Source organism: Streptomyces sp. R818, from assembly GCF_056172735.1.
This window is the reverse complement of sequence record NZ_JAOCNE010000003.1, coordinates 1,300,866-1,321,264: the sequence shown is the minus strand read 5'-3', so window position 1 is coordinate 1,321,264 and position 20,399 is coordinate 1,300,866. Positions and strand designations below refer to the sequence as shown.

At 71.7% G+C, this 20,399-nt stretch carries 16 protein-coding genes; 6 read left to right on the top strand and 10 right to left on the bottom strand.

Annotation, left to right across the window (positions count from 1 at the left end; translation table 11 throughout):
• Nucleotides 1-91: 91 nt before the first annotated feature.
• From N5I75_RS11150 to N5I75_RS11140, 3 genes are all read right to left on the bottom strand, one after another.
• Nucleotides 92-679, bottom strand: coding sequence for a TetR/AcrR family transcriptional regulator (locus tag N5I75_RS11150; protein WP_476676548.1), 588 nt, complete (start codon nucleotides 677-679; stop codon nucleotides 92-94).
• Nucleotides 680-701: 22 nt separating this feature from the next.
• On the bottom strand, nucleotides 702-1,736 hold the full coding sequence (locus N5I75_RS11145) for an aldo/keto reductase (RefSeq protein ID WP_476676547.1): 1,035 nt from the start codon (nucleotides 1,734-1,736) through the stop codon (nucleotides 702-704).
• 79 nt (nucleotides 1,737-1,815) lie between these two features.
• Nucleotides 1,816-3,246, bottom strand: coding sequence for an MFS transporter (locus N5I75_RS11140; RefSeq protein ID WP_476676546.1), 1,431 nt, complete (start codon nucleotides 3,244-3,246; stop codon nucleotides 1,816-1,818).
• A 138-nt stretch (nucleotides 3,247-3,384) separates the two neighbouring features.
• Here N5I75_RS11140 and N5I75_RS11135 point away from each other — a divergent pair, with 138 nt between their 5' ends.
• The gene (locus tag N5I75_RS11135) at nucleotides 3,385-4,254 is read left to right on the top strand and encodes a helix-turn-helix transcriptional regulator (protein ID WP_476676545.1); all 870 of its coding nucleotides are present in this window, start codon (nucleotides 3,385-3,387) and stop codon (nucleotides 4,252-4,254) included.
• Here N5I75_RS11135 and N5I75_RS11130 read toward each other — a convergent pair.
• The gene (locus N5I75_RS11130; RefSeq protein WP_476676544.1) at nucleotides 4,249-5,718 is read right to left on the bottom strand and encodes an MFS transporter; all 1,470 of its coding nucleotides are present in this window, start codon (nucleotides 5,716-5,718) and stop codon (nucleotides 4,249-4,251) included. The genes N5I75_RS11135 and N5I75_RS11130 overlap by 6 nt on opposite strands.
• Before the next feature lie 148 nt (nucleotides 5,719-5,866).
• Here N5I75_RS11130 and N5I75_RS11125 point away from each other — a divergent pair, with 148 nt between their 5' ends.
• Nucleotides 5,867-6,736 (top strand): helix-turn-helix transcriptional regulator, encoded by an 870-nt coding sequence (locus N5I75_RS11125; protein WP_476676543.1) that lies wholly within the window; start codon nucleotides 5,867-5,869, stop codon nucleotides 6,734-6,736.
• On the opposite strand, the gene N5I75_RS11120 is transcribed toward N5I75_RS11125, so the two are convergent.
• Both N5I75_RS11120 and N5I75_RS11115 read right to left on the bottom strand, forming a co-directional pair.
• Nucleotides 6,722-8,014: an MFS transporter gene (locus tag N5I75_RS11120; RefSeq protein ID WP_476676542.1), complete on the bottom strand. Its 1,293-nt coding sequence runs from the start codon at nucleotides 8,012-8,014 to the stop codon at nucleotides 6,722-6,724. The genes N5I75_RS11125 and N5I75_RS11120 overlap by 15 nt on opposite strands.
• A gap of 92 nt (nucleotides 8,015-8,106) precedes the next feature.
• Nucleotides 8,107-8,715: a winged helix-turn-helix domain-containing protein gene (locus tag N5I75_RS11115; protein WP_476676541.1), complete on the bottom strand. Its 609-nt coding sequence runs from the start codon at nucleotides 8,713-8,715 to the stop codon at nucleotides 8,107-8,109.
• 54 nt (nucleotides 8,716-8,769) lie between these two features.
• On the opposite strand from N5I75_RS11115, the gene dusB reads away from it, so the two are divergent.
• The 3 genes from dusB to N5I75_RS11100 all read left to right on the top strand — a co-directional run bounded on the left by dusB (nucleotide 8,770) and on the right by N5I75_RS11100 (nucleotide 14,537).
• Nucleotides 8,770-9,909 (top strand): tRNA dihydrouridine synthase DusB, encoded by a 1,140-nt coding sequence (dusB, locus tag N5I75_RS11110; protein ID WP_476676540.1) that lies wholly within the window; start codon nucleotides 8,770-8,772, stop codon nucleotides 9,907-9,909.
• A 772-nt stretch (nucleotides 9,910-10,681) separates the two neighbouring features.
• Entirely contained in the window at nucleotides 10,682-13,423 is a 2,742-nt protein-coding gene (gene ppdK, locus N5I75_RS11105; protein WP_476676539.1) for a pyruvate, phosphate dikinase, read from the top strand.
• Nucleotides 13,424-13,610: 187 nt separating this feature from the next.
• The gene (locus tag N5I75_RS11100) at nucleotides 13,611-14,537 is read left to right on the top strand and encodes an oxidoreductase (protein ID WP_476676538.1); all 927 of its coding nucleotides are present in this window, start codon (nucleotides 13,611-13,613) and stop codon (nucleotides 14,535-14,537) included.
• Between the two features lie 91 nt (nucleotides 14,538-14,628).
• Here N5I75_RS11100 and nirD read toward each other — a convergent pair whose 3' ends face one another.
• From nirD to N5I75_RS11085, 3 genes are read right to left on the bottom strand one after another with little or no spacing between them, the layout of a single operon-like run.
• The gene (nirD, locus tag N5I75_RS11095; RefSeq protein WP_476676537.1) at nucleotides 14,629-14,982 is read right to left on the bottom strand and encodes a nitrite reductase small subunit NirD; all 354 of its coding nucleotides are present in this window, start codon (nucleotides 14,980-14,982) and stop codon (nucleotides 14,629-14,631) included.
• The gene (gene nirB, locus N5I75_RS11090) at nucleotides 14,979-17,609 is read right to left on the bottom strand and encodes a nitrite reductase large subunit NirB (RefSeq protein ID WP_476676536.1); all 2,631 of its coding nucleotides are present in this window, start codon (nucleotides 17,607-17,609) and stop codon (nucleotides 14,979-14,981) included. Before nirB ends, nirD begins: the two co-directional genes overlap by 4 nt.
• A 1-nt stretch (nucleotide 17,610) precedes the next feature.
• Nucleotides 17,611-18,822, bottom strand: coding sequence for an NAD(P)/FAD-dependent oxidoreductase (locus N5I75_RS11085; RefSeq protein ID WP_476676535.1), 1,212 nt, complete (start codon nucleotides 18,820-18,822; stop codon nucleotides 17,611-17,613).
• Between the two features lie 141 nt (nucleotides 18,823-18,963).
• On the opposite strand from N5I75_RS11085, the gene N5I75_RS11080 reads away from it, so the two are divergent.
• On the top strand, nucleotides 18,964-19,749 hold the full coding sequence (locus N5I75_RS11080; RefSeq protein WP_476676534.1) for a sulfite exporter TauE/SafE family protein: 786 nt from the start codon (nucleotides 18,964-18,966) through the stop codon (nucleotides 19,747-19,749).
• A gap of 10 nt (nucleotides 19,750-19,759) precedes the next feature.
• Here the strand turns inward: N5I75_RS11080 and N5I75_RS11075 are convergent, their stop codons facing one another.
• Nucleotides 19,760-20,398, bottom strand: coding sequence for a class F sortase (locus N5I75_RS11075; RefSeq protein WP_476676533.1), 639 nt, complete (start codon nucleotides 20,396-20,398; stop codon nucleotides 19,760-19,762).
• Between the last annotated feature and the right edge of the window lies 1 nt (nucleotide 20,399).

Here is a 20,399-nt window from a genome sequence, read left to right as displayed (position 1 = left end):
TGTGCTGGTCACGGGGCTCCGCCCCGGACCCCGCTGCTCAATCGCCGCAGGGGCTTGAAAGTGGGTCCCGCTGCTCAAGCGCCGCAGGGGCTCAGAATGCTGCGATGCCGCGCAGTACCAGCGCCACGACCGCCTCGAACGCCGCCTGGCTGTCCGGCTTTGACCACTCCGGGGCGTGGACCGGGTCGTGGAAGTGGGCTGTGGCCTCCAGGACCGCGCGGGCCGTCACCGGGATGTCCGGGGCCTCGAAGTCGCCCCGTTCGACGCCCTCTTGGAGGATCGCGCCGATCTGGGTGAGCAGCTCGTCGAGGTGTTCGTCGACCACGTCGCTGTTCTCGGTCGTCAGGACCGTGTACGTGGCGAACAGCTCGGGGTCGTCGCCCGCCTTGTGCTGCTTGGCCTCGAACAGCGCCGCCAGCCAGTGCCGCAGTTTGGCCGGGGGCGCCTCGTCGCCCGCGACGACCTCGGCCAGAACGCCGGTCGTGCGCTCCAGCCAGCGCCGGGTGACCGCGCCGCGCAGCTCGGCCTTGGTCCGGAAGTGGCGGTAGACCGAGCCGTGGCTGACGCCGAGCGCGCGGGCCACGTCGACCACGGTCGCCTTCGCGGCGCCGTGGCGGCGCAGCACTTCCTCGGTCGCGGCGAGGATGCGCTCGGGGGTCAGGGTCTCGGTCGGTGCCATGTACGTGACCGTACCGGGCGGGTCAGCGGCGTTCGCTGTCGAGGTGTGCCATCTGGGCCGCCGGGTAGCGCTCGCCGGCCGCGGCGTCGGCGGGCACGGCCCGCTCGATCGCGGCGAGGTCGGCGGCGTCGAGGGTGACGTCCACCGCACCGAGCGCCTCGGTCAGGCGGGTCCGCGTGCGGGCGCCGACCAGCGGCACGATGTCGGCCTTGTGCCGGGCGCCCTGGGCCAGGACCCAGGCGATGGCGATTTGCGCGACGCTGACGCCCTTCTGCTCGGCGATCTTGCGGAGCTGCTCGACGAGGCCGAGGTTGTGGCGCAGGTTGTCGCCCTGGAAGCGGGGGCTCATGCCGCGGAAGTCGTTCGCGGCGAGGGTGCGGTCCTGGGTGAAGTGGCCGGAGATCAGGCCGCGGGAGAGCACCCCGTACGCGGTGATGCCGATGCCGAGTTCGCTGACGGTCGGCAGGATCGACTCCTCGGTCGAGCGCGAGATCAGCGAGTACTCGATCTGGAGGTCGGAGACCGGGGCGGTCGCGGCGGCCCGGCGGATCGTCTCCGCGCCCACCTCGGAGAGGCCGATGTGGCGGACGTGGCCCTGCTCGACCAGTTCGGCGATGGCGCCGACGGTCTCCTCGATCGGCACGTCCGGGTCGAGGCGGGCGATCCGGTACACGTCGATGTGGTCGACGCCGAGGCGCTGGAGGCTGTACGCGGCGAAGTTCTTCACCGCCGCCGGGCGCCCGTCGTAGCCGCTCCAGCCGCCGTCCGGGTCGCGCAGGGCGCCGAACTTCACGCTGGTCAGGGCCGATTCGCGGGCCGCGGCGGGGGCTGTGCGCAGCGCCTCGCCGATCAGCATCTCGTTGTGGCCCATCGCGTAGAAGTCACCGGTGTCGAGGAGGGTGACGCCCGCGTCGAGCGCGGCGTGGATGGTGGCGATCGACTCCGTGCGGTCGGCTTCGCCGTAGAGCGCGGACATGCCCATGCAGCCGAGGCCGAGGGCGGAGACGCGGGGGCCGGTGGTGCCGAGGGTGCGCTGAGTTTCGGTGGGGAGGTTCATGCCTCCACCATGGCATGACAGGTGACAGATTTCAATATCTGTCACCTGTCATCCCTAGTGGTGTCACCGGCCCGTGTCGTCAGGCCACCTTGCGCGGCAGCCGCAGGCTCAGCCCCACCGTCAGCGCCACCGCCCCGAGCTGCACCAGCAACGTCGTGACCAGCGCGTCCCGCATCCCGAGCGACGGGATCAGGGAGAGGAACAGCGTGCCGAGCGTGGCCACGCCGAGGGCCAGGGACGCCTGCTGGATCGTCGTCATCACGCCGCCGCCGACGCCCGCCCGCGCCGCCGGGACCTCGGAGAGGATGATCCGGAAGAGGATCGGGAGCTGGAGCGCCTGGCCCGCGCCCGCGAGCGCCGCCCCCGGCAGGAGGGCGAGGACGCCGAAGTGCGGCCACGTCTCGTGCGCGGCCAGCGCGATCAGCGCCACCCCGGCCGCCTGGACCAGGCCGCCCGCCGTGACGACCCGCGTGCCCCAGCGGGCCACCAGGCGTGGCCCGGCGAGCGAGGTCGCGAAGAACACCGCCGCCATCGGGGCCAGGGCCAGCCCGGCCGAGGTCGCGTCGAGCCGTTCGCCCTGCTGGAGCGCGACCGCGATCACGAACATGAAGCCGCTGAAGCCGATGGAGAAGGGGACCACCAGGGCGAGGCCCCGGCGCAGGGACAGGAGCGCGAAGAGGGACGGCGGGATCAGCGGGGCGCCGCCCGTCCGGTCGGCCCGGCGCTCGACCTCGTAGAAGAGGTACGCGAGGAGCGGGAACGCGGCGAGGGAGAGCCACGTCCACAGGGGCCAGCCCGCCGCGCGGCCCTCGGTCAGCGGGGCGAGGAGCGCGATCAGGGCGAGGGCGAGGAGGAGTGTGCCGGGGACGTCGACGCGTTCGGGGCGCGCTGAGCGGGTCTCGGGGACGGTGCGCAGCGCCAGGACGAGGGCCACGACCACGACCGGCACGTTCACCAGGAAGACCGAGCGCCAGCCGGAGCCGAACAGGTCCGCCGAGACGAGGACGCCGCCGAGGACCTGGCCCGCGACCATCGACAGGCCGGCCGTCGCCCCGTACATGCTCATGGCCTTGGCGCGGCGCGGGCCCGCCGTCGTCGCCTGGATGGTGGCGAGCACCTGCGGGAGCATCGCCGCCGACGCCGCGCCCTGCGCGATCCGCGCCGCCACGAGGGTTCCGGCGGTGGGGGCGAGGCCGCAGGCCAGGGAGGTGAGGCCGAACGCGGCCATCCCGCCGACGAACATCCGGCGGCGGCCGAGCTGGTCGCCGAGCCTGCCGCCCAGGACGAGCAGCACGGCGTACGCGATGCCGTACCCGGCGACGACGAGTTCGAGGACCGGTTCGCTCGCGGACAGGTCGCGGGCCATGGTGGGCAGGGCGACGTTGACGATGAAGAAGTCGATGAGGGGCAGGGCGGCGCCGAGCAGCACGGTGAACAGACCCGGGCCGCCGAGCGAGTGGCCGGGTGCCACGGTGCGGGCGACCGGCGGGGACTGCGTCTGGGTGGTCATGGCATCGAGCGTCCGCCGGTGCTCAGGCTGGTACCAGAGTCTTCTTATCCTGGTAGAACCTCTACCCGTCAACAGCTTGGCGGCGGGCCGCGGACCGGTGCAGGCTGGTCCCATGACCACGATGACGGGACTGGTCCCATGACCACCCTGACGCCGGAGGCGCGGCCCGCCGAGATCCGCCGCCATGAGCTGGCCGGGTTCCTGCGCAGCCGCCGCGAGCGCATCGCGCCCGAGGAGGTCGGGCTGCCGCGCGGCAGGCGCCGCCGCACCCCGGGGCTGCGCCGCGAGGAGGTCGCGCAGCTCTCGGCGGTCGGCGTCACCTGGTACACGTGGCTGGAGCAGGGCCGCGACATCCAGGTCTCCGCGCAGGTCCTCGACGCGCTCGCCCGCACCCTGCGGCTCGACGGGAGCGAACGCGCCCACCTGTTCGGCCTGGCCGGCGCGATCGACCCGACCCCGGCGGCGATCTGCCCCACGCTCACCCCCGAACTGCGGGAAATGCTGGCCAAGTTGGAGCCGATGCCGGCCTGTGTGCAGAACAGCCGGTACGACATCCTCGCCTACAACCGCACCTACGGGCAGTTGCTCTGCGACCTGGACGCGGTCCCGGCCGAGGACCGCAACATGATGTTCCTGGCCTTCACGCACGAGCCGTGGCGCTCCGCCATCGTCCAGCGCGACGAGGTGCTGCGGCTGATGGCGGCCAAGTTCCGCGCGGGCATGGCGGCCCACCTCGCCGAGCCCGCCTGGAAGCTGGTCCTGAAGCGGCTGCTCGACGAGTCCGCCGAGTTCCGGGAGGTCTGGGAGCGGCACGAGGTGATGCGGTCGCAGCCCAGCAACGTCAAGGAGTTCCTCAACCCGCACGTCGGTCTCGTCCGTGTCGTGCACACCGATCTGTGGCTGAGCCGCGACACCGGGGCGCGCCTGGTGACGTACACGGCGGCGGACGACGTGTCGCGCGAGCGGCTCGGCCGGCTCCAGGAACTGGTGCTCAGCGGCGCCCTATGAACCGGCCGCCGCACGTGCCGCCTCCGCGTCCTCCGGCTCCTCCAGACGCTCGGCCGTGCGCCGCGCCGTCCCGCGCGCCCAGCGTCCGCTGGTCAGCACGCCGAGCAGCAGTACGGCGAGGCCGCACCCGGCGATGATCCACCAGCAGGCCCGCCCCGCCTCGACGAAGCTGCGCGCGTACGAGGATCCGGCGACGCCCGACGCGAGGACCGCGCCGATCACGGCGACGCCGAGCGTCTGGCCGATCTGCCGGCTGGTGGAGGCGACGGCCGCCGCGACACCGGCCTGCGCGCGCGGCATCCCGGAGACGGCGGTGTTGGTGATGGGTGCGTTCACGAAGCCGAAGCCCAGGCCGAACAGGACATAGCCGATGAAGAGCGTGGTGTTGGAGGTCTCCGCGTCGAACGCCGCGAAGAGCACGCCGCTCACCGTCATCGACACCCCCGCGATCAGCAGCGGCAGGCGCGGGCCGCGATTGCCGACGAGCCGCCCGGACAGGGGCGCGCACAGGAAGGTCATCGCCGCCATCGGCAGCATCCACAGGCCCGCGTGGAGCGCGTCCAGACCGCGTACGTCCTGGAGGTAGAGGGTCGACAGGAACAGAAAGCCGCCGAGCGCCGCGAACGCGCTGACCGCGATGGCCGTCGCCCCGCTGAACGGTGCCGAGTGGAAGAAGCGCAGGTCGATGAGGGGTTCGGCGCGGCGCGGCTCGTAGAGCAGGATGCCGATGAGCGCGGCGACCGCGACCGCCGCGCAGGCGAGGGTCCGGGCCGAGGTCCAGCCCGCCGAGGGCGCCTCGATGATCGCGTACGTGAGTGAGCCGAGCAGCGCGATGATCAGGACCTGGCCGACCGGGTCCGGGCGGCGGGCCTTCGGGGCGCGGGACTCGGGGACGTAGCGGAAGGTCAGCAGGAGCGCGGCGAGGCCGACGGGGAGATTGATCCAGAAGATCGAACGCCAGCCGACCGAGTCCACCAGCAGGCCGCCGACCAGCGGTCCCGCGGCCATCGAGATGCCGACGACACCGCCCCACACACCGATGGCGCGGGCCCGCTCGCGCGGGTCGGTGAAGGTGTTCGTGATGATCGACATCGCGACGGGGTTCAGCATCGAGCCGCCGACCGCCTGCACCATCCGGAACGCCACCAGGGACTCCAGGTTCGGCGCGAGGGAGCAGGCCACCGACGCGGCCGTGAACACGATGAGCCCGGTCATGAAGACCTTGCGCCGCCCGATCCGGTCGGCGGTCGAACCGGCCAGCATCAGCAGCGCGGCGAGGACCAGCGTGTAGGCGTCGATCGTCCACTGCATGCCCGAGAGCGTGGCGTCGAAGTCCTTGGCCATGGCGGGCAGGGCGACGTTCAGGACGGTGTTGTCGAGGCTGACGATCAGCAGGCTCATGCAGCAGATCGCCAGGACGAGCATCCGCCTGCGATGCGACAGGTCATTCGATGCGTGGGGCATGTAATTGACGGTAACCGGAGCGGGGCCGGGGCGGGCATGTGAGGTCATGCGCTCAGCGTCGTCCCGCGCTCAGCCGGGTACCAGAGTCTCCTCATCGTGTTACAGGCAGTACCTGGCACCAGGTTGCGGGCGGGGGCATGCTGGGGGCATGAGCAGCGGAACGGGGAGGGGGCCGGGCGCCCGGGAGCGCCGCGCCGAGCTCGCCGCCTTCCTGCGCAGCCGCCGCGAGCGCGTCACCCCGGAACAGGCCGGACTGCCGACGACCGCGCGCCGCCGCACCCCGGGGCTGCGCCGCGAGGAGGTCGCGCACCTCGCCTCGGTCGGCATCACCTGGTACACGTGGCTGGAGCAGGGCCGCGCCATCAACGTCTCCGCCGGTGTCCTCGACGCCGTCGCCCGCGCCCTGCTCATGGACCCCACCGAACGCGCCCACGCCTTCGCCCTCGCCGGGACGGCCGACCCGCGCGCCGAGACGCCGTCCCCGGTCGTCACGCCCACGGTCCTGCGCATGCTGCGGCGCCTGGAGCCGTACCCGGCCGAGGTGAAGAACGCGCGCTACGACGTCCTCGCCCACAACCGCGCCTACGTCGACGTCTTCGGCGACCCCGCCGAACTCGCCCCGCACCACCGCAACGCCCTGTGGATGATGTTCATGCACGACCACCGGCCCGTACGGTTCCTCGACCGCGACGTGATGCTCCCCGAGCTGATCGCCAAGTACCGCAAGGCCATGGCGGAACACGTCGCCGACCCGGCCCGGAAGGCGCCCGTCGACGAACTCCTCGCCGTCTCACCGGAGTTCCGCGCACTGTGGGAGCGGCGGGACGTCGCCCCGATGGTCTCCCACGTCAAGCGCTACGAGCACGTGGACCCCGCGATCGGCCTGCTCAGCCTGGAGCACCGGCACATGTGGCTGGCCCCGGACGCGGACGCCCACCGCGTCGTCGCGTACGTCCCGGCGGACGACGCGACGGAGGAGCGTCTGGAGCGCCTGGCCGCCGCGTCAGTGACGCGCTGACTCGACGGGGCGGGAGGGGTCGGCCGTGACGGTGACAGGGGCCGTTGTCGTCGGCAGGTCGCGGTGGTGGCGCATCGGTGACGTCAGCAGGATCAGGCCGCACAGCGGGAGCAGCGCGACGGCCGCCCACATCGCGGGGCGCAGCCCGAGGGTCTCGGCGAGGACGCCGCCGAGCAGCGCGCCGAGCGGGATCGTGCCGTAGTTGACGAACGAGGACGCGGTACGGGAGCGGCCGTAGAGCGCGGCCGGGGTGTAGTCCTGCTGGAACGTCGCGGTCAGCGTGTTCTCGGCGACGACGGAGAAGACGACGGTGATGTGGCCGGCGGCGAACAGGACGATCCCGAGCGGCGAGTGCGAGGCGAGCGGCATCAGCAGTGCCAGGCAGGGGGTGCCGAGCGTCAGCGCGTACACCGAACGGGCCGTGCCGAAACGCGTCCCGAGCCGCCGCGCGGCGAACGCGCCCGCGATGCCGCCGAGTCCGCTCACGCCGAGGAGGAGACCGATGGTGCCCCCGGTGAGATGGACCTCGCGGACCAGGAAGGCGACCAGGATCGACTGGTAGGCCATCAGCGAGAGGTTGGCGGCGGCGCCGCACAGCACGAACGCCCGGATGTAGCCGTCGCGGAAGGTGAACGACAGCCCCTCCCGGATCTCCCGGTACAGGTTCGGGTCCCCGGTCACCGGCCGCGCGGCGGGCCGCTCGCGGTGGCGCAGGCCGAGCACCGCGAGGAACGAGACCACGAACGCCGCCGCCTGCGCGCACATCGCGCCCGCCGCACCGAGCAGCGTGACGAGCGCGCCGCCGCCGCTGTACCCGGCGAGCTGCCCGGCCTGCTCGCCGGCGTGCAGCGTGGAGTTGGCCTCGGCACGGTCCGCGCCGTCGACGAGCCGGGGGAGCAGCACCTCGTACGAGGTCTGGAAGAAGACGGTGGCCGTACCGGTGACCAGCGCGGTGACCAGCAGTTGCGCGTACGTGAGGACGCCGAGCCAGGCCGCTGCGGGGATCGCGGCGATCGCGGTGAAGGACAGCGCGTCGCACACCAGCATCAGCGGCCGGCGCGGCAGCCGGTCCACCCACGCGCCCGCGACGAGCCCGACCACCAGCCACGGCAGCCAGGCGGCGGCCGTCAGCAGCGACACCCGGAACGCGGAGGCGTCGAGCAGCGTGAGCGCGGTCAGCGGCAGCGCCACCGAGGAGACGGAGGCGCCGGTGCGGCCGGTGGTGGAGGCGATCCAGAGGCGGCGGAAGTCGGGGTGGCGGCGCAGCAGGGCGGGCATGTGAACGAGCGTAGCTTGCAGAGAACTCTCTGCCAACAGTTCTCTGCCAACTGTTCTCTGCAGAGAGTTCTCTGCCTTGGGCCTCGGTGTGCTCAGTCGCGCTCGCGGCGCGGGAAGACCTGGATCTGGGCCGTCACCGGCAGGGCGCCCGGCTCGTCCGGCGTCTCGGCATAGCGGGCGACCAGCGCCATCAGCTCCTCGCGCAGGGAGGTGAGGGCGGCGGGCGTCAGGCGCAGGTCGTTCCAGTTGCCGAGCAGCGAGGCGCCCTCCCACTCCTCTCCCCAGTCCTCGGAGAGATACATGGAGACCTGGTCCGCCATGTCCTGGACCATCTGCCCCAGGTAGACGTCCAGCGAGGCGCGGGCCTCCGGGTCCTTGCGCAGCTTCGACGTCGGCAGCACATGCGTCTTGTGCACCGCCTTCCACCAGCGCTCGCGCCGCGTACCGCGCCCCTCGTCCTCCTCGATGAACCCGTTCTCCGCGAGGTGGCGCAGATGCCAGCTCAGGGTGCCCGTGCTCTCGCCGAAGCGGGCGGCGAGCACCGCCGAGGTCGCCGGGCCGTCGCCGCGCAGCGAATCCATGATCTTGATGCGGAGCGGGTGGGCGAGCGCGCGCAGGCTGCGGGTGTCCAGCGTGCGGGTGCCCTCCTGGGCGCTCTCCTGGTCCGGGGCGGGCTGCGCGGCGGGTGTGTCGGCGGTCATGGGCGCAGGGTAATCCGTGCGGAGCCCCGTTCGGCGTACGCGACAATAGGGGGCATGACCGCTACGACCACCCCCCTCGCCATCGGACCGCACACCGTCGTCCCGCCCGTGGTGCTCGCGCCCATGGCCGGGATCACGAACGCACCCTTCCGCACCCTGTGCAGGGAGTTCTCCGGCGGCAAGGGCCTGTTCGTCAGCGAGATGATCACGACTCGGGCGCTGGTCGAGCGCAACGAGAAGACCATGCAGCTGATCCACTTCGACGCGAGCGAGAAGCCCCGCTCGATCCAGCTGTACGGGGTCGACCCGGCCACCGTCGGCAAGGCCGTCCGCATGATCGCGGAGGAGGACCTCGCCGACCACATCGACCTCAACTTCGGCTGCCCCGTCCCGAAGGTGACGCGCAAGGGCGGCGGCTCCGCCCTTCCGTACAAGCGGCCGCTGTTGCGCGCGATCCTGCGCGAGGCCGTGACCGGGGCGGGCGACCTCCCCGTCACCATGAAGATGCGCAAGGGCATCGACGACGACCACATCACGTTTCTCGACGCGGGCCGTATCGCCGTCGAGGAGGGTGTGACGGCGATCGCCCTGCACGGGCGCACCGCCGCCCAGCACTACGGCGGCACCGCCGACTGGGACGCCATCGCGCGGCTCAAGGAGCACGTCCCCGAGATCCCCGTTCTCGGCAACGGGGACATCTGGTCGGCGGACGACGCGTTGCGCATGGTGCGCGAGACCGGGTGCGACGGGGTGGTCGTCGGGCGGGGCTGTCTCGGGCGGCCCTGGCTCTTCGCCGATCTCGTGGCGGCGTTCGAGGGGCGGGACGAGCGGGTGCGGCCGACGCTGCGGGTCGTCGCCGATGCGATGGTGCGGCACGCGACCCTGCTCGGGGAGTGGATCGGGGACGAGGCGCGCGGGGTCATCGACTTCCGCAAGCATGTTGCCTGGTATCTGAAGGGGTTCTCGGTCGGGTCCGAGATGCGGAAGCGGTTGGCTGTCACGTCGTCGTTGGCGGAACTCCGTGCCGGGCTTGATGAGCTCGACCTGGAGCAGGACTGGCCGGCGGGGGCGGATGGGCCCCGGGGGCGCACGTCCGGCAACAACCGGGTTGTCCTTCCGGACGGGTGGCTCCGCGACCCGTACGACTGCGCGGGCCTCTCCGAGGACGCGGAACTCGACACCTCCGGCGGCTGACCCCCTCCTTAACCGAGCGCGCCCCGGCGAGCCGCCCGCGCCCCTACGACCGAGCGTCTGCCCCGGTGGGTCTCGTCGCCGGGTGCGCCCTTCGTTGTGGCTGGTCGCGCCGTTCCCCGCGCCCCTGAAGGCATGCGGCTACGCCGCGCCTTTCCCGGCGTCGTGCCCCGGAGATAGCGCACGAAGTGCGCATCGCAGGGGCGCGGGGAACGGCGCGAGCAACCACGACGGCGGCCGCACCCGGCAACGCACAAGAGGGGCAGCCGCTACCCCGCCAGGGGCGCGGGGAACGGCGCGATCAGCCACGACGTGCTCGCGGTCGCACGGACACCGGACCACGCAGACGCGGCGTCCCCGAAACCCCGCCCCACCCCCGGAGGGTGTCCGCATGGTGACACCCGCCCGCCCAATCGCCCCGAACCAGCGCGTGATTCTCGCCACCTCTGATCACCCTGACGCTCAAACGAGCGCGGCCAGCGCGGTTGCACCTTCTCAAGACGTGGCACTCAGTGCCATCGCTCGATCATTCACGCATTGAACGCACATGAGAGCACCGCCCGCTCATGTGAGCATATTTTGCCAGTCCTAGACGAACTCGCTTCATGAGTTGAACGCGGTCGCCCTCATCCCCGTACCGTCCAGTCACTTTCGATCTCCTGGCGGACGGGTGGTTACGGCCCCATGACGGCAAAGTGGACGTACCCAGGTGCCTTGGATCTGGGTATGTTCCTCGCCGTCAGGGCAGCCACCGAGCCTCGAGGAGTCGAGACCCGTGTCGGAAAACAAAGATCCTCAGGTAACCGATCAGGGCACCGCGCAAGGCGTGAAGTTCGTCTACGACTTCACCGAGGGGAACAAGGACCTCAAGGACCTTCTCGGCGGCAAGGGTGCCAACCTCGCCGAGATGACCAACCTGGGACTTCCCGTCCCGCCGGGCTTCACGATCACCACCGAGGCCTGCAAGGTCTACCTCGAGAGCGGCGCCGAGCCGGTGGCACTCCGTGACGAGGTCGGGGCTCACCTCGGCGCGCTCGAACAGAGGATGGGGAAGAAGCTCGGGCAGGCCGACGACCCCCTGCTCGTCTCGGTCCGTTCGGGCGCCAAGTTCTCCATGCCCGGCATGATGGACACCGTCCTCAACATCGGTCTCTCCGACAAGTCCGTGCAGGGCCTCGCCAAGCAGGCCGGCGACGAGCGCTTCGCCTGGGACTCCTACCGCCGCCTCATCCAGATGTTCGGCAAGACCGTCCTCGACGTCGACGGCGAGCTGTTCGAGGAGGAGCTCGAGAAGGCCAAGCGCGCGAAGAAGGTCGCGGTCGACACCGATCTCGACGCCGCCGATCTGAAGAAGCTGGTCACTCGCTTCAAGAAGATCGTCAAAGCTGAGGCCGGGCGCGACTTCCCGCAGGACCCGCGCGAGCAGATGGACCTCGCGATCCACGCGGTCTTCGACTCGTGGAACACCGACCGCGCCAAGCTCTACCGCCGCCAGGAGCGCATCCCCGGCGACCTCGGCACCGCCGTCAACGTCTGCTCCATGGTCTTCGGCAACCTCGGCCCCGACTCCGGCACCGGCGTCGCCTTCACCCGCGACCCCGCCTCGGGCCACCAGGGCGTCTACGGCGACTACCTGCAGAACGCGCAGGGCGAGGACGTCGTCGCCGGTATCCGCAACACGGTGCCGCTCGCCGATCTTGAGCAGATCGACAAGAAGTCCTACGACCAGCTCATGCAGATCATGGAGACCCTGGAGAACCACTACAAGGATCTCTGCGACATCGAGTTCACCATCGAGCGCGGGCAGTTGTGGATGCTGCAGACCCGGGTCGGCAAGCGGACGGCGGGCGCGGCCTTCCGGATCGCGACCCAGCTCGTCGACCAGGGGCTCATCGACGAGGCCGAGGCCCTGCAGCGCGTCACGGGCGCCCAGCTCGCCCAGTTGATGTTTCCCCGCTTCGACGAGGAGGCCAAGGCCGAGCAGCTCGGGCGCGGCATCGCCGCGTCGCCGGGAGCCGCTGTCGGCAAGGCCGTCTTCGACTCGTACACCGCCATCAAGTGGTCGCGCTCCGGCGAGAAGGTCATCCTGATCCGCCGCGAGACCAACCCCGACGACCTCGACGGCATGATCGCCGCCGAGGGCATCCTCACCTCGCGCGGCGGCAAGACCTCGCACGCGGCCGTCGTCGCGCGCGGCATGGGCAAGACCTGTGTCTGCGGCGCCGAGGATCTGGAGGTCGACACCAAGCGGCGGCGGCTCACCGCCGGGAACGTCGTCGTCGAGGAGGGTGACGTCGTCTCCATCGACGGCTCCACCGGCAAGGTGTACCTCGGTGAGGTGCCCGTCGTCCCGTCTCCCGTCGTGGAGTACTTCGAGGGGCGTATGCACGCCGGTGCCGACGACGCCGACGAGCTGGTCGGCGCCGTGCACCGCGTCATGGCCTACGCCGACCGCGTACGCCGCCTGCGCGTACGCGCCAACGCCGACAACGCCGAGGACGCGCTGCGCGCCCGCCGGTTCGGTGCCCAGGGCATCGGCCTGTGCCGCACCGAGCACATGTTCCTCGGTGAGCGGCGCGAGATGGTCGAGAAGCTGATCCTCGCCGACACGGACACCGAGCGCGAGGAGTCCCTCAAGCAGCTCCTGCCGCTCCAGAAGCAGGACTTCGTCGAGCTGTTCGAGGCGATGGACGGGCTCCCCGTCACCATCCGCCTCCTCGACCCGCCGCTGCACGAGTTCCTGCCCGACATCACCGAGCTGTCGGTGCGCGTCGCCCTCGCCGAGTCCCGCCAGGACAACAACGAGAACGATCTGCGGCTGCTCCAGGCCGTGCACCGGCTGCACGAGCAGAACCCGATGCTGGGTCTGCGTGGTGTGCGGCTCGGGCTCGTCATCCCCGGTCTCTTCGCCATGCAGGTACGGGCCATCGCCGAGGCCGCCGCCGCCCGCAAGGCCGCCAAGGGCGACCCGCGCGCCGAGGTCATGATCCCGCTCGTCGGCACCGTCCAGGAGCTGGAGATCGTCCGCGAGGAGGCCGACCGCGTCATCGCCGAGGTGGAGGCGCAGAGCGGCGTCCGGCTCAAGCTCGCCATCGGCACCATGATCGAGCTGCCCCGCGCCGCCCTCACCGCCGGGCAGATCGCCGAGGCCGCGCAGTTCTTCTCCTTCGGCACGAACGACCTCACCCAGACCGTGTGGGGCTTCAGCCGCGACGACGTCGAGGCCTCCTTCTTCACCGCGTACCTGGAGAAGGGCATCTTCGGGGTGTCGCCGTTCGAGACGATCGACAAGGACGGCGTCGGCTCGCTGGTGCGCAGCGCCGCCGAGGCGGGGCGGGCCACACGGCCCGACCTCAAGCTCGGCGTCTGCGGTGAGCACGGCGGTGACCCGGAGTCCGTGCACTTCTTCCACGAGGTGGGGCTCGACTACGTGTCCTGCTCGCCGTTCCGGATTCCGGTGGCCCGGCTCGAGGCGGGGCGCGCGGCGTCCAGCTCCGCGGGGAGCGATCACCGCTGACACCCATGCCGTAGCACACCCCGGTACCCCGGAGCCGTCGTCGGTCCCCGACCCTCACCGATCGGCGGCGGCTCCGGCGCGAGACGAGAGAGCGGCACCCCTGTGCGGGGGGTGCCGCTCTTTCGGTGCGACGCGGGCTGGTCCAAGCTGTGACAGCCACATGCCCGCGCGATCAAGGGGAGCCACCATGAGCGGCTGGAGCGTCGGCGACATACCCGATCTGCGCGGCCGCACCGCCGTCGTCACCGGTGCCAACAGCGGCATCGGCTACGCCACCGCCCTCGAACTGGCCCGCGCCGGCGCCCGTACCGTGCTCGCCTGCCGTGACGCGGGACGGGCCGCCGCCGCTCTCGACCGCATACGGGCCGAACTGCCGCATGCCGTGGTCGAGTTCGCCTCGCTCGATCTCGGCAGCCTCGGCTCCGTGCGTGAGTTCGCCGCCGGATGGCAGGGGGTGCCCCTCGATCTCCTCGTCAACAACGCCGGGATCATGGCGCTGCCCTTCGACCGCACCGCCGACGGGTTCGAGACCCAGTTCGGGGTCAACCACCTCGGCCACTTCGCGCTGACCGGGCTGCTCCTGCCGAGCCTGCTCGCCGCGCCCGCCGCCCGCGTCGTGACCGTCGCCAGCATGGCGCACACCCTCGCCAACATCGACATCGTCGACCTCAACAACGAACGGCGCTACCGGCCCTGGGTGGCCTACGCCCGCTCCAAGACCGCCAACCTGCTCTTCGTCCACGAACTGGCCCGGCGCGCCGCCGCCACGGGCGTCCCCCTCGTCGCCGCCGCCGCGCACCCCGGGTACGCCACCACCTCCCTGACGACGCGCGGCGCGCTCCTGCGGGGCCGCAAAGGCGTCCAGCGGTTCTACGAGATCGGCAACCGGTTCTTCGGGCAGTCCGCCGCGGCGGGAGCGCTGCCCACGCTGTACGCGGCGACCGCGCCCGGCGTCCGCCCCGACGACTTCTACGGGCCGCGCGTCCTCATGTGGCGCGGGGCGCCCGCCCCGTCGTGGCGGGCGTCGTGGACGCGGCACGACGTGGCGGGGGAGCGGTTGTGGGCCGCGTCCGAGCAGCTGACCGGGGTGCGGTTCGGCGCCCTCCAGGGGTGACGGGGCCCGGGGCAGGCGTGACGGGCCCGCGCCAGGGGTGACGGGCCCGCGTCAGGGGTGACGGGCCCGCGTCAGGGGTGACGGGCCCGCGTCAGGCGGTGCGTACGGTGTGCGTCCGGAGCGTCACCGTCTCGTCGTCGAGGCAGCGGCCCGTCTCCAGGTCGAAGCGCTGCTTCAGCAGCGGCGACGCCACGAACGGGCGGCCCTGCGCCGAGCCGAGCAGCCCGCGCGACAGCACCGCCGCCCCCGTGAACGGGTCCGTGTTGTCCACCGCGTACACCCGGCCCGCGCGGTCCAGGAAGACGGCGGCCTGGGTGCCGTCCGGGAGCAGGGCGGCGACGCCTCGGCCGGGGGTCAGGCGGTCCAGGGCGCAGACCGTGAACCAGCCGTCGCATACGTCGAGCTGGACGAGCAGCGTGGTCTGCTCCGGGGCGAATGTCGTCATCGGACGGCCAGTCCTTCCAGGGAGGGCATCGGGATCAGGGGCAGTTCGGGCTTGATCTGGTCGCGCTCCGGCACGAAGCGGACCGTCGGGTCGGGGGTGCCGGGCGCGTTCACGAACGACACGAACCGGGCCAGGCGCTCCGGGTCCTCGATCGTCTCCGACCACTCGTCGCGGTAGTGCGCCACATGCGCGGCCATCAGCGCCTCCAGCTCGTCGCAGATACCGAGCGAGTCGTGCACGACGACGTCCCGTACGTGGTCCAGGCCGCCGTCGATGCGGTCCAGCCACGCCGCCGTCCGCTCCAGACGGTCGCCGGTGCGGATGTAGAACATCAGGAAGCGGTCGATCAGGCGGACCAGCTCCGCGTCGCTCAGGTCCTGTGCGAGGAGGTCGGCGTGGCGCGGGGTCATGCCGCCGTTGCCGCCCACGTACAGGTTCCAGCCGTTGGCCGTGGCGATGACGCCGAAGTCCTTCGACTGGGCCTCCGCGCACTCGCGGGCGCACCCCGACACCGCCGACTTCAGCTTGTGCGGCGCCCGCAGACCGCGGTAGCGCAGCTCCAGGTCGATCGCCATCCGCACCGAGTCCTGCACGCCGTACCTGCACCACGTCTGTCCCACGCACGACTTCACCGTGCGCAGCGACTTGCCGTACGCGTGGCCCGACTCGAAGCCCGCGTCCACCAACCGGGCCCAGATCGACGGGAGTTGGTCCACCCGCGCGCCGAAGAGGTCGATGCGCTGGCCGCCCGTGATCTTCGTGTACAGGTGGAAGTCGCGGGCCACCTCACCTATGACGATGAGCTTCTCCGGGGTGATCTCGCCACCCGGGATGCGCGGCACCACCGAGTACGAGCCGTTCTTCTGCAGGTTGGCGAGGAAGTGGTCGTTCGTGTCCTGCAGCGCCGACTGCTCGCCCTCCAGGACGTAGCCGTCCGCGCCGATCGACGGGGCGAGGGAGGCGATGATCGAACCCACTGTCGGCTTGCACACCTCGCAGCCCTCGCCGCCGCGCGCCTCCGCACGTCCGTGCTCGTCCAGGAGCCTGGTGAAGGTGGTGATGCGCTTCACGCGCACGATCTCGTACAGCTCCTGGCGCGTGTGCCCGAAGCAGCCGCACAGGCCCGTGTCACCGGACTTCGGGAGGAGTTGCGTGATCAGCTTGACGCAGCTTCCGCAGCCCGTTCCCGCCTTCGTGCACTTCTTCACCTCCGGCAGCGTCGTGTGCTCGCAGATCTCGCCCTTCGTCACGTTGTGGCACGAGCAGATGACGGCCTCGGCGGGCAGCGCCTCCGGGCCGAGCTGTGCCGGGGCGCCCGCGCCCGCCGGCAAAACCAGTTGCTCCGGCGGCAGCGGCGGCACCGTGCCGGTCAGCGCGCGCAGCGTCCCGTACGCCTCCGCGTCGCCCACGAGGACGCCGCCGAGCAGCTCGCCCTCCGCGCCCATCACCAGCTTCTTGTACGTGCCCGAACGCGAATCCGAGTAGACGACGTCCAGGCAGCCCTCGGTCGCGCCGTGCGCGTCGCCGAACGACGCCACGTCCACGCCGAGCAGCTTCAGCTTCGTGGAGAGGTCCGCGCCGGTGAACGTCGTCGGGGCCGCGTCGTCATCCGTTCCCGCGCGGGCTATCGCCGCCGCCGCCGTCAGCGCCATCTCGTAGCCCGGCGCCACAAGGCCGTAGACCCTGCCGTCCGACGCCAGCGCGCACTCGCCGATCGCGAACACCGCCGGGTCGCTCGTGCGGCACTCCTCGTCCACCTTGATGCCGCCGCGCTCGCCGACCTCCAGGGCCATGTCGCGGGCCAGTTGGTCGCGAGGGCGGACGCCTGCCGAGAAGACGACCAGGTCTGTCTCCAGTTCCGCGCCGTCCGACAGTTTCATCGCTCGTACGGCGCCGCCCGCGGGGGCGCCGTCCGCGGGTGCTCCGTCCGCACGTGCTCCGTCCGACAGGATCTCCTGCGTGCCCACTCCCGTGTGCACCGTCAGACCCATGTCCGTGATCGTGCGCAGCAGCGCCGCGCCGCCGCCCTCGTCCACCTGCACCGGCATCAGACGCGGCGCGAACTCCACGATGTGCGTCGTCAGTCCCAGGCCCTGGAGCGCGCCCGCCGCCTCCAGGCCGAGCAGGCCGCCGCCCACCACCGCGCCGACCGTCGCGTGGTTCTTCGCGTACTCCTCGATCGCGTACAGGTCCTCGATCGTGCGGTAGACGAAGCAGCCCGTCGCGTCCTTGCCCGGGACCGGGGGGACGAAGGGGTACGAGCCCGTCGCCAGGACGAGTGTGTCGTACCGCACCGTCAGGCCCGAGCGGGCCGTCACCGTGCGCGTCGTCCTGTCCACCGTCAGCGCCGGGTCGCCCACGTGCAGTTCGATGGCGTTCTTCTCGATGAACTCCGGGTCCGTCATCGACAGTTCCTCGGGCGTCGTTCCCGAGAAGTACGAGGTCAGATGGACCCGGTCGTAGGCCGGTCGCGGCTCCTCGCACAGGACGACCACCCGGTGCGTCCTCGTCAGGCCGCGCTCCGCCGCCGCCTCCAGGAAGCGCTGGCCCACCATGCCGTGGCCGATCAGGACCAGCGTGGGCGTGGCCTTGGCCTCGGGCGTGGGCGCGGGCTTTGACGTCGTCATGTCAGAGGCCTCCGTCGTTGGTGAGCAGGTGCAGCAGCGGCGCGCCGTCGTCGGCGGGCAGCGCTTCGTTCGATTCCCAGGCGTGCGCCAGTGCGCCCACGCCGCCGAGCGCCCCGACCAGGACCCCGCCGACCAGGCGGTCGCCGCGGACGACGACCCTGCGGTACGTGCCCCGCGTCGCGTCCGTCAGCTGCACCACGTCGTCGCCGGGCAGCGGTTCCGTCTCGCCGAACGCGGCCAGGTCCAGGGGGTCCGCCGCGTGCGGGAGCGTCAGGCGGGTCAGGGTTCGGGTGCCTGTGTACGTTCTCGGGGTGCCGGTCCCGGTCAGCGCGTTCGCCAGCGCGTCGGCCTGTTCCAGCGCCGGGGTCGCCAGGCCGTAGACCTTGTGCGCGTGCTCCGCGCAGTCGCCCACGGCGTGGATGCGCGGGTCACTCGTGCGCAGCTCGTCGTCCACGACCACGCCGCGGCGCACCTCCAGGCCCGCCGCTCGCGCCAGACCCGTTCTGGGGCGGGCGCCGCAGGCCAGGACCGTGACGTCCGTGGCCATTACGTAGCCGTCGTGCAGTTCTACGTGGGTCACCATGCCGCTCGTCGTTCGTACCGCCTTGACCCTGCACTCCGTGTGGATCTCCACGCCGAGCGAGGTCAGGTGGCGTGCGACCAGCGCGGACGACTTCGGGTCCAGGTGGCGTTCCATCAGGCGTTCCGCCTGTTGCACGAGGACCACTTGGGCTCCTCTGCGCGCCAGTGACCTCGCCGCCGACACGCCCAGCAGGCCGCCGCCGATCACCACCGCCCTCGTGCCCTCCCGTACCGCCTCCGACAGCTCCACGCAGTCGTCCATCGTGCGGAACGCGTGCACCCCGCCGGGCAGCTCCGTCGCGCCCGGCTCGAACAGGCCGCGGAGCGGGGGCAGCACCGGGTTCGCGCCCGTCGCCAGGACCAGGCCGTCGTACGGCACCTCCGCGCCGTTCTCGCACTGCACCACGCGGGCCTCCCGGTCCACGCGCATCGCTCTCGTGCGGAGCCTCTTTCCCGGGGGCGCCGGCAGCTCGATGACCTCCGGGCCGTAGCTGCCCGCCAGGACCTCCGCGAGCAGCACCCTGTTGTACGGGGCGTGCGGCTCCTCCCCGATCAGCACCGCGTCCTCGCCCAGACGGGCGGCGACTCGGATGCCGGCCAGGCCGGTGCCTATGACCACGACGCGCTTCATGCCTCACAGCCTGCGGGGCCGGTGTTTCTCCGTGGCGTCCCGTCCGTTTCCCTGGGGGAACGGTGGGCTCAGCGAAGGGCCGCGGGCGGTGTGAGGGTGTGCCGTGTCAGGTGTGTCTTCTGTGCTCGTAGGGTCATGTGCATGCCTGACATATCCCTGGCCACTCTCGTCGTCCTCTGCCTCGCCGCCCTCGCGGCCGGGTGGGTCGACGCCGTGGTGGGGGGCGGTGGACTTCTTCTGCTTCCCGCTCTCCTGCTCGGCCTTCCCAACACCGCGGGCGCCGGGCCCTACGCCCTCGGCACCAACAAAGCCGTCTCCATCGTCGGCACCACCGGCGCCGCCATCACATACGCCCGTAAAGCCCCCGTCGACCTGCGCCTCGCCGCCCGTATCGGCGTCGCCGCCCTCGCCGGGTCCACCCTGGGCGCGCTGCTCGCCGCCGGGCTCAGCACCGACGTCCTCAAGCCCGTCGTCATGGTCGTCCTCGTGTGCGTCGGTGCCTTCGTCCTCTTCCGGCCCTCCTTCGGCACCGCACCCTCCGCCGAGCCGCTGCCCGCCCGGCGGGTCCTCGCCGCCATCGGGTTCGCCGGGCTCGGGATCGGGTTCTACGACGGGCTCATCGGGCCCGGGACCGGGACTTTTCTCGTTCTTGCCCTGACGGCACTGCTCCACCTGGACCTTGTCGTGGCCTCCGCCACCGCCAAGATCGTCAATGTGTGCACGAACGGGGGCGCGCTGGCCATGTTCGCCTACAAGGGCACTGTCTTCTGGCAGCTCGCCGGGCTCATGGCCGTCTTCAACCTGGCCGGGGGGATGATCGGGGCCCGGACCGCGCTGAAGCGGGGCGCCGGGTTCGTGCGCGTCGTCCTGCTCAGCGTCGTGTGCGCGCTGGTCGTCAAAATGGCCTACGAGCAGTGGGTCGCCTGAACCCGGCGGGTCAGCGGTCGCCCGTCAGGTGCGCGAACACCACGACGTTGCCCACGTAGCCCGTACGCGGCGAATACGGGCCTCCGCACGTGATCACCCGTAGCTCCGCGCGGTCCGCCGGGCCGTACACCTTCTCGTCCGGGAAGTCCTTCGCCGCGTACATCCGCACCGCGTCCACCCTGAACACCGCCACCGAACCGTCCCGCCGGTCGATCTCCACCGTCCTGCCGCGCTTCAGCGCGCCCAGGCCGTAGAAGACCGCCGGGCCCTCCGCGTTGTCCACATGGCCCGCCACCACCGCCGTGCCCCGCTCGCCCGGGGTCGTGCCCGCCTCGTACCAGCCCGCCACGTTCTTCCTCTGCGGGGGCGGGACCTCCAGGCTGCCGCTCGGGGACAGGCCCAGCGGCATCAACGGGGCGTCCACGTCCAGGGAGCCGATGCGGATGCGGGCCGGGGGTGACCTCCGGATCGGTCTCGCCTCCGCGGCATGCTCGGTCCCGGGTGCTGTCGCGCCCGCCTGATCCGGGGCCGGCTGGGGTGGCGGGTGGCCCGTCGCGCCGCCTGCCAGGAGCCATGCGCCCGTGGCCAGGGCCAGCAGCGTCACCACCCCCACGGCCGCGTTCGCCGTGTTGACCGGCTTGAACCGCACT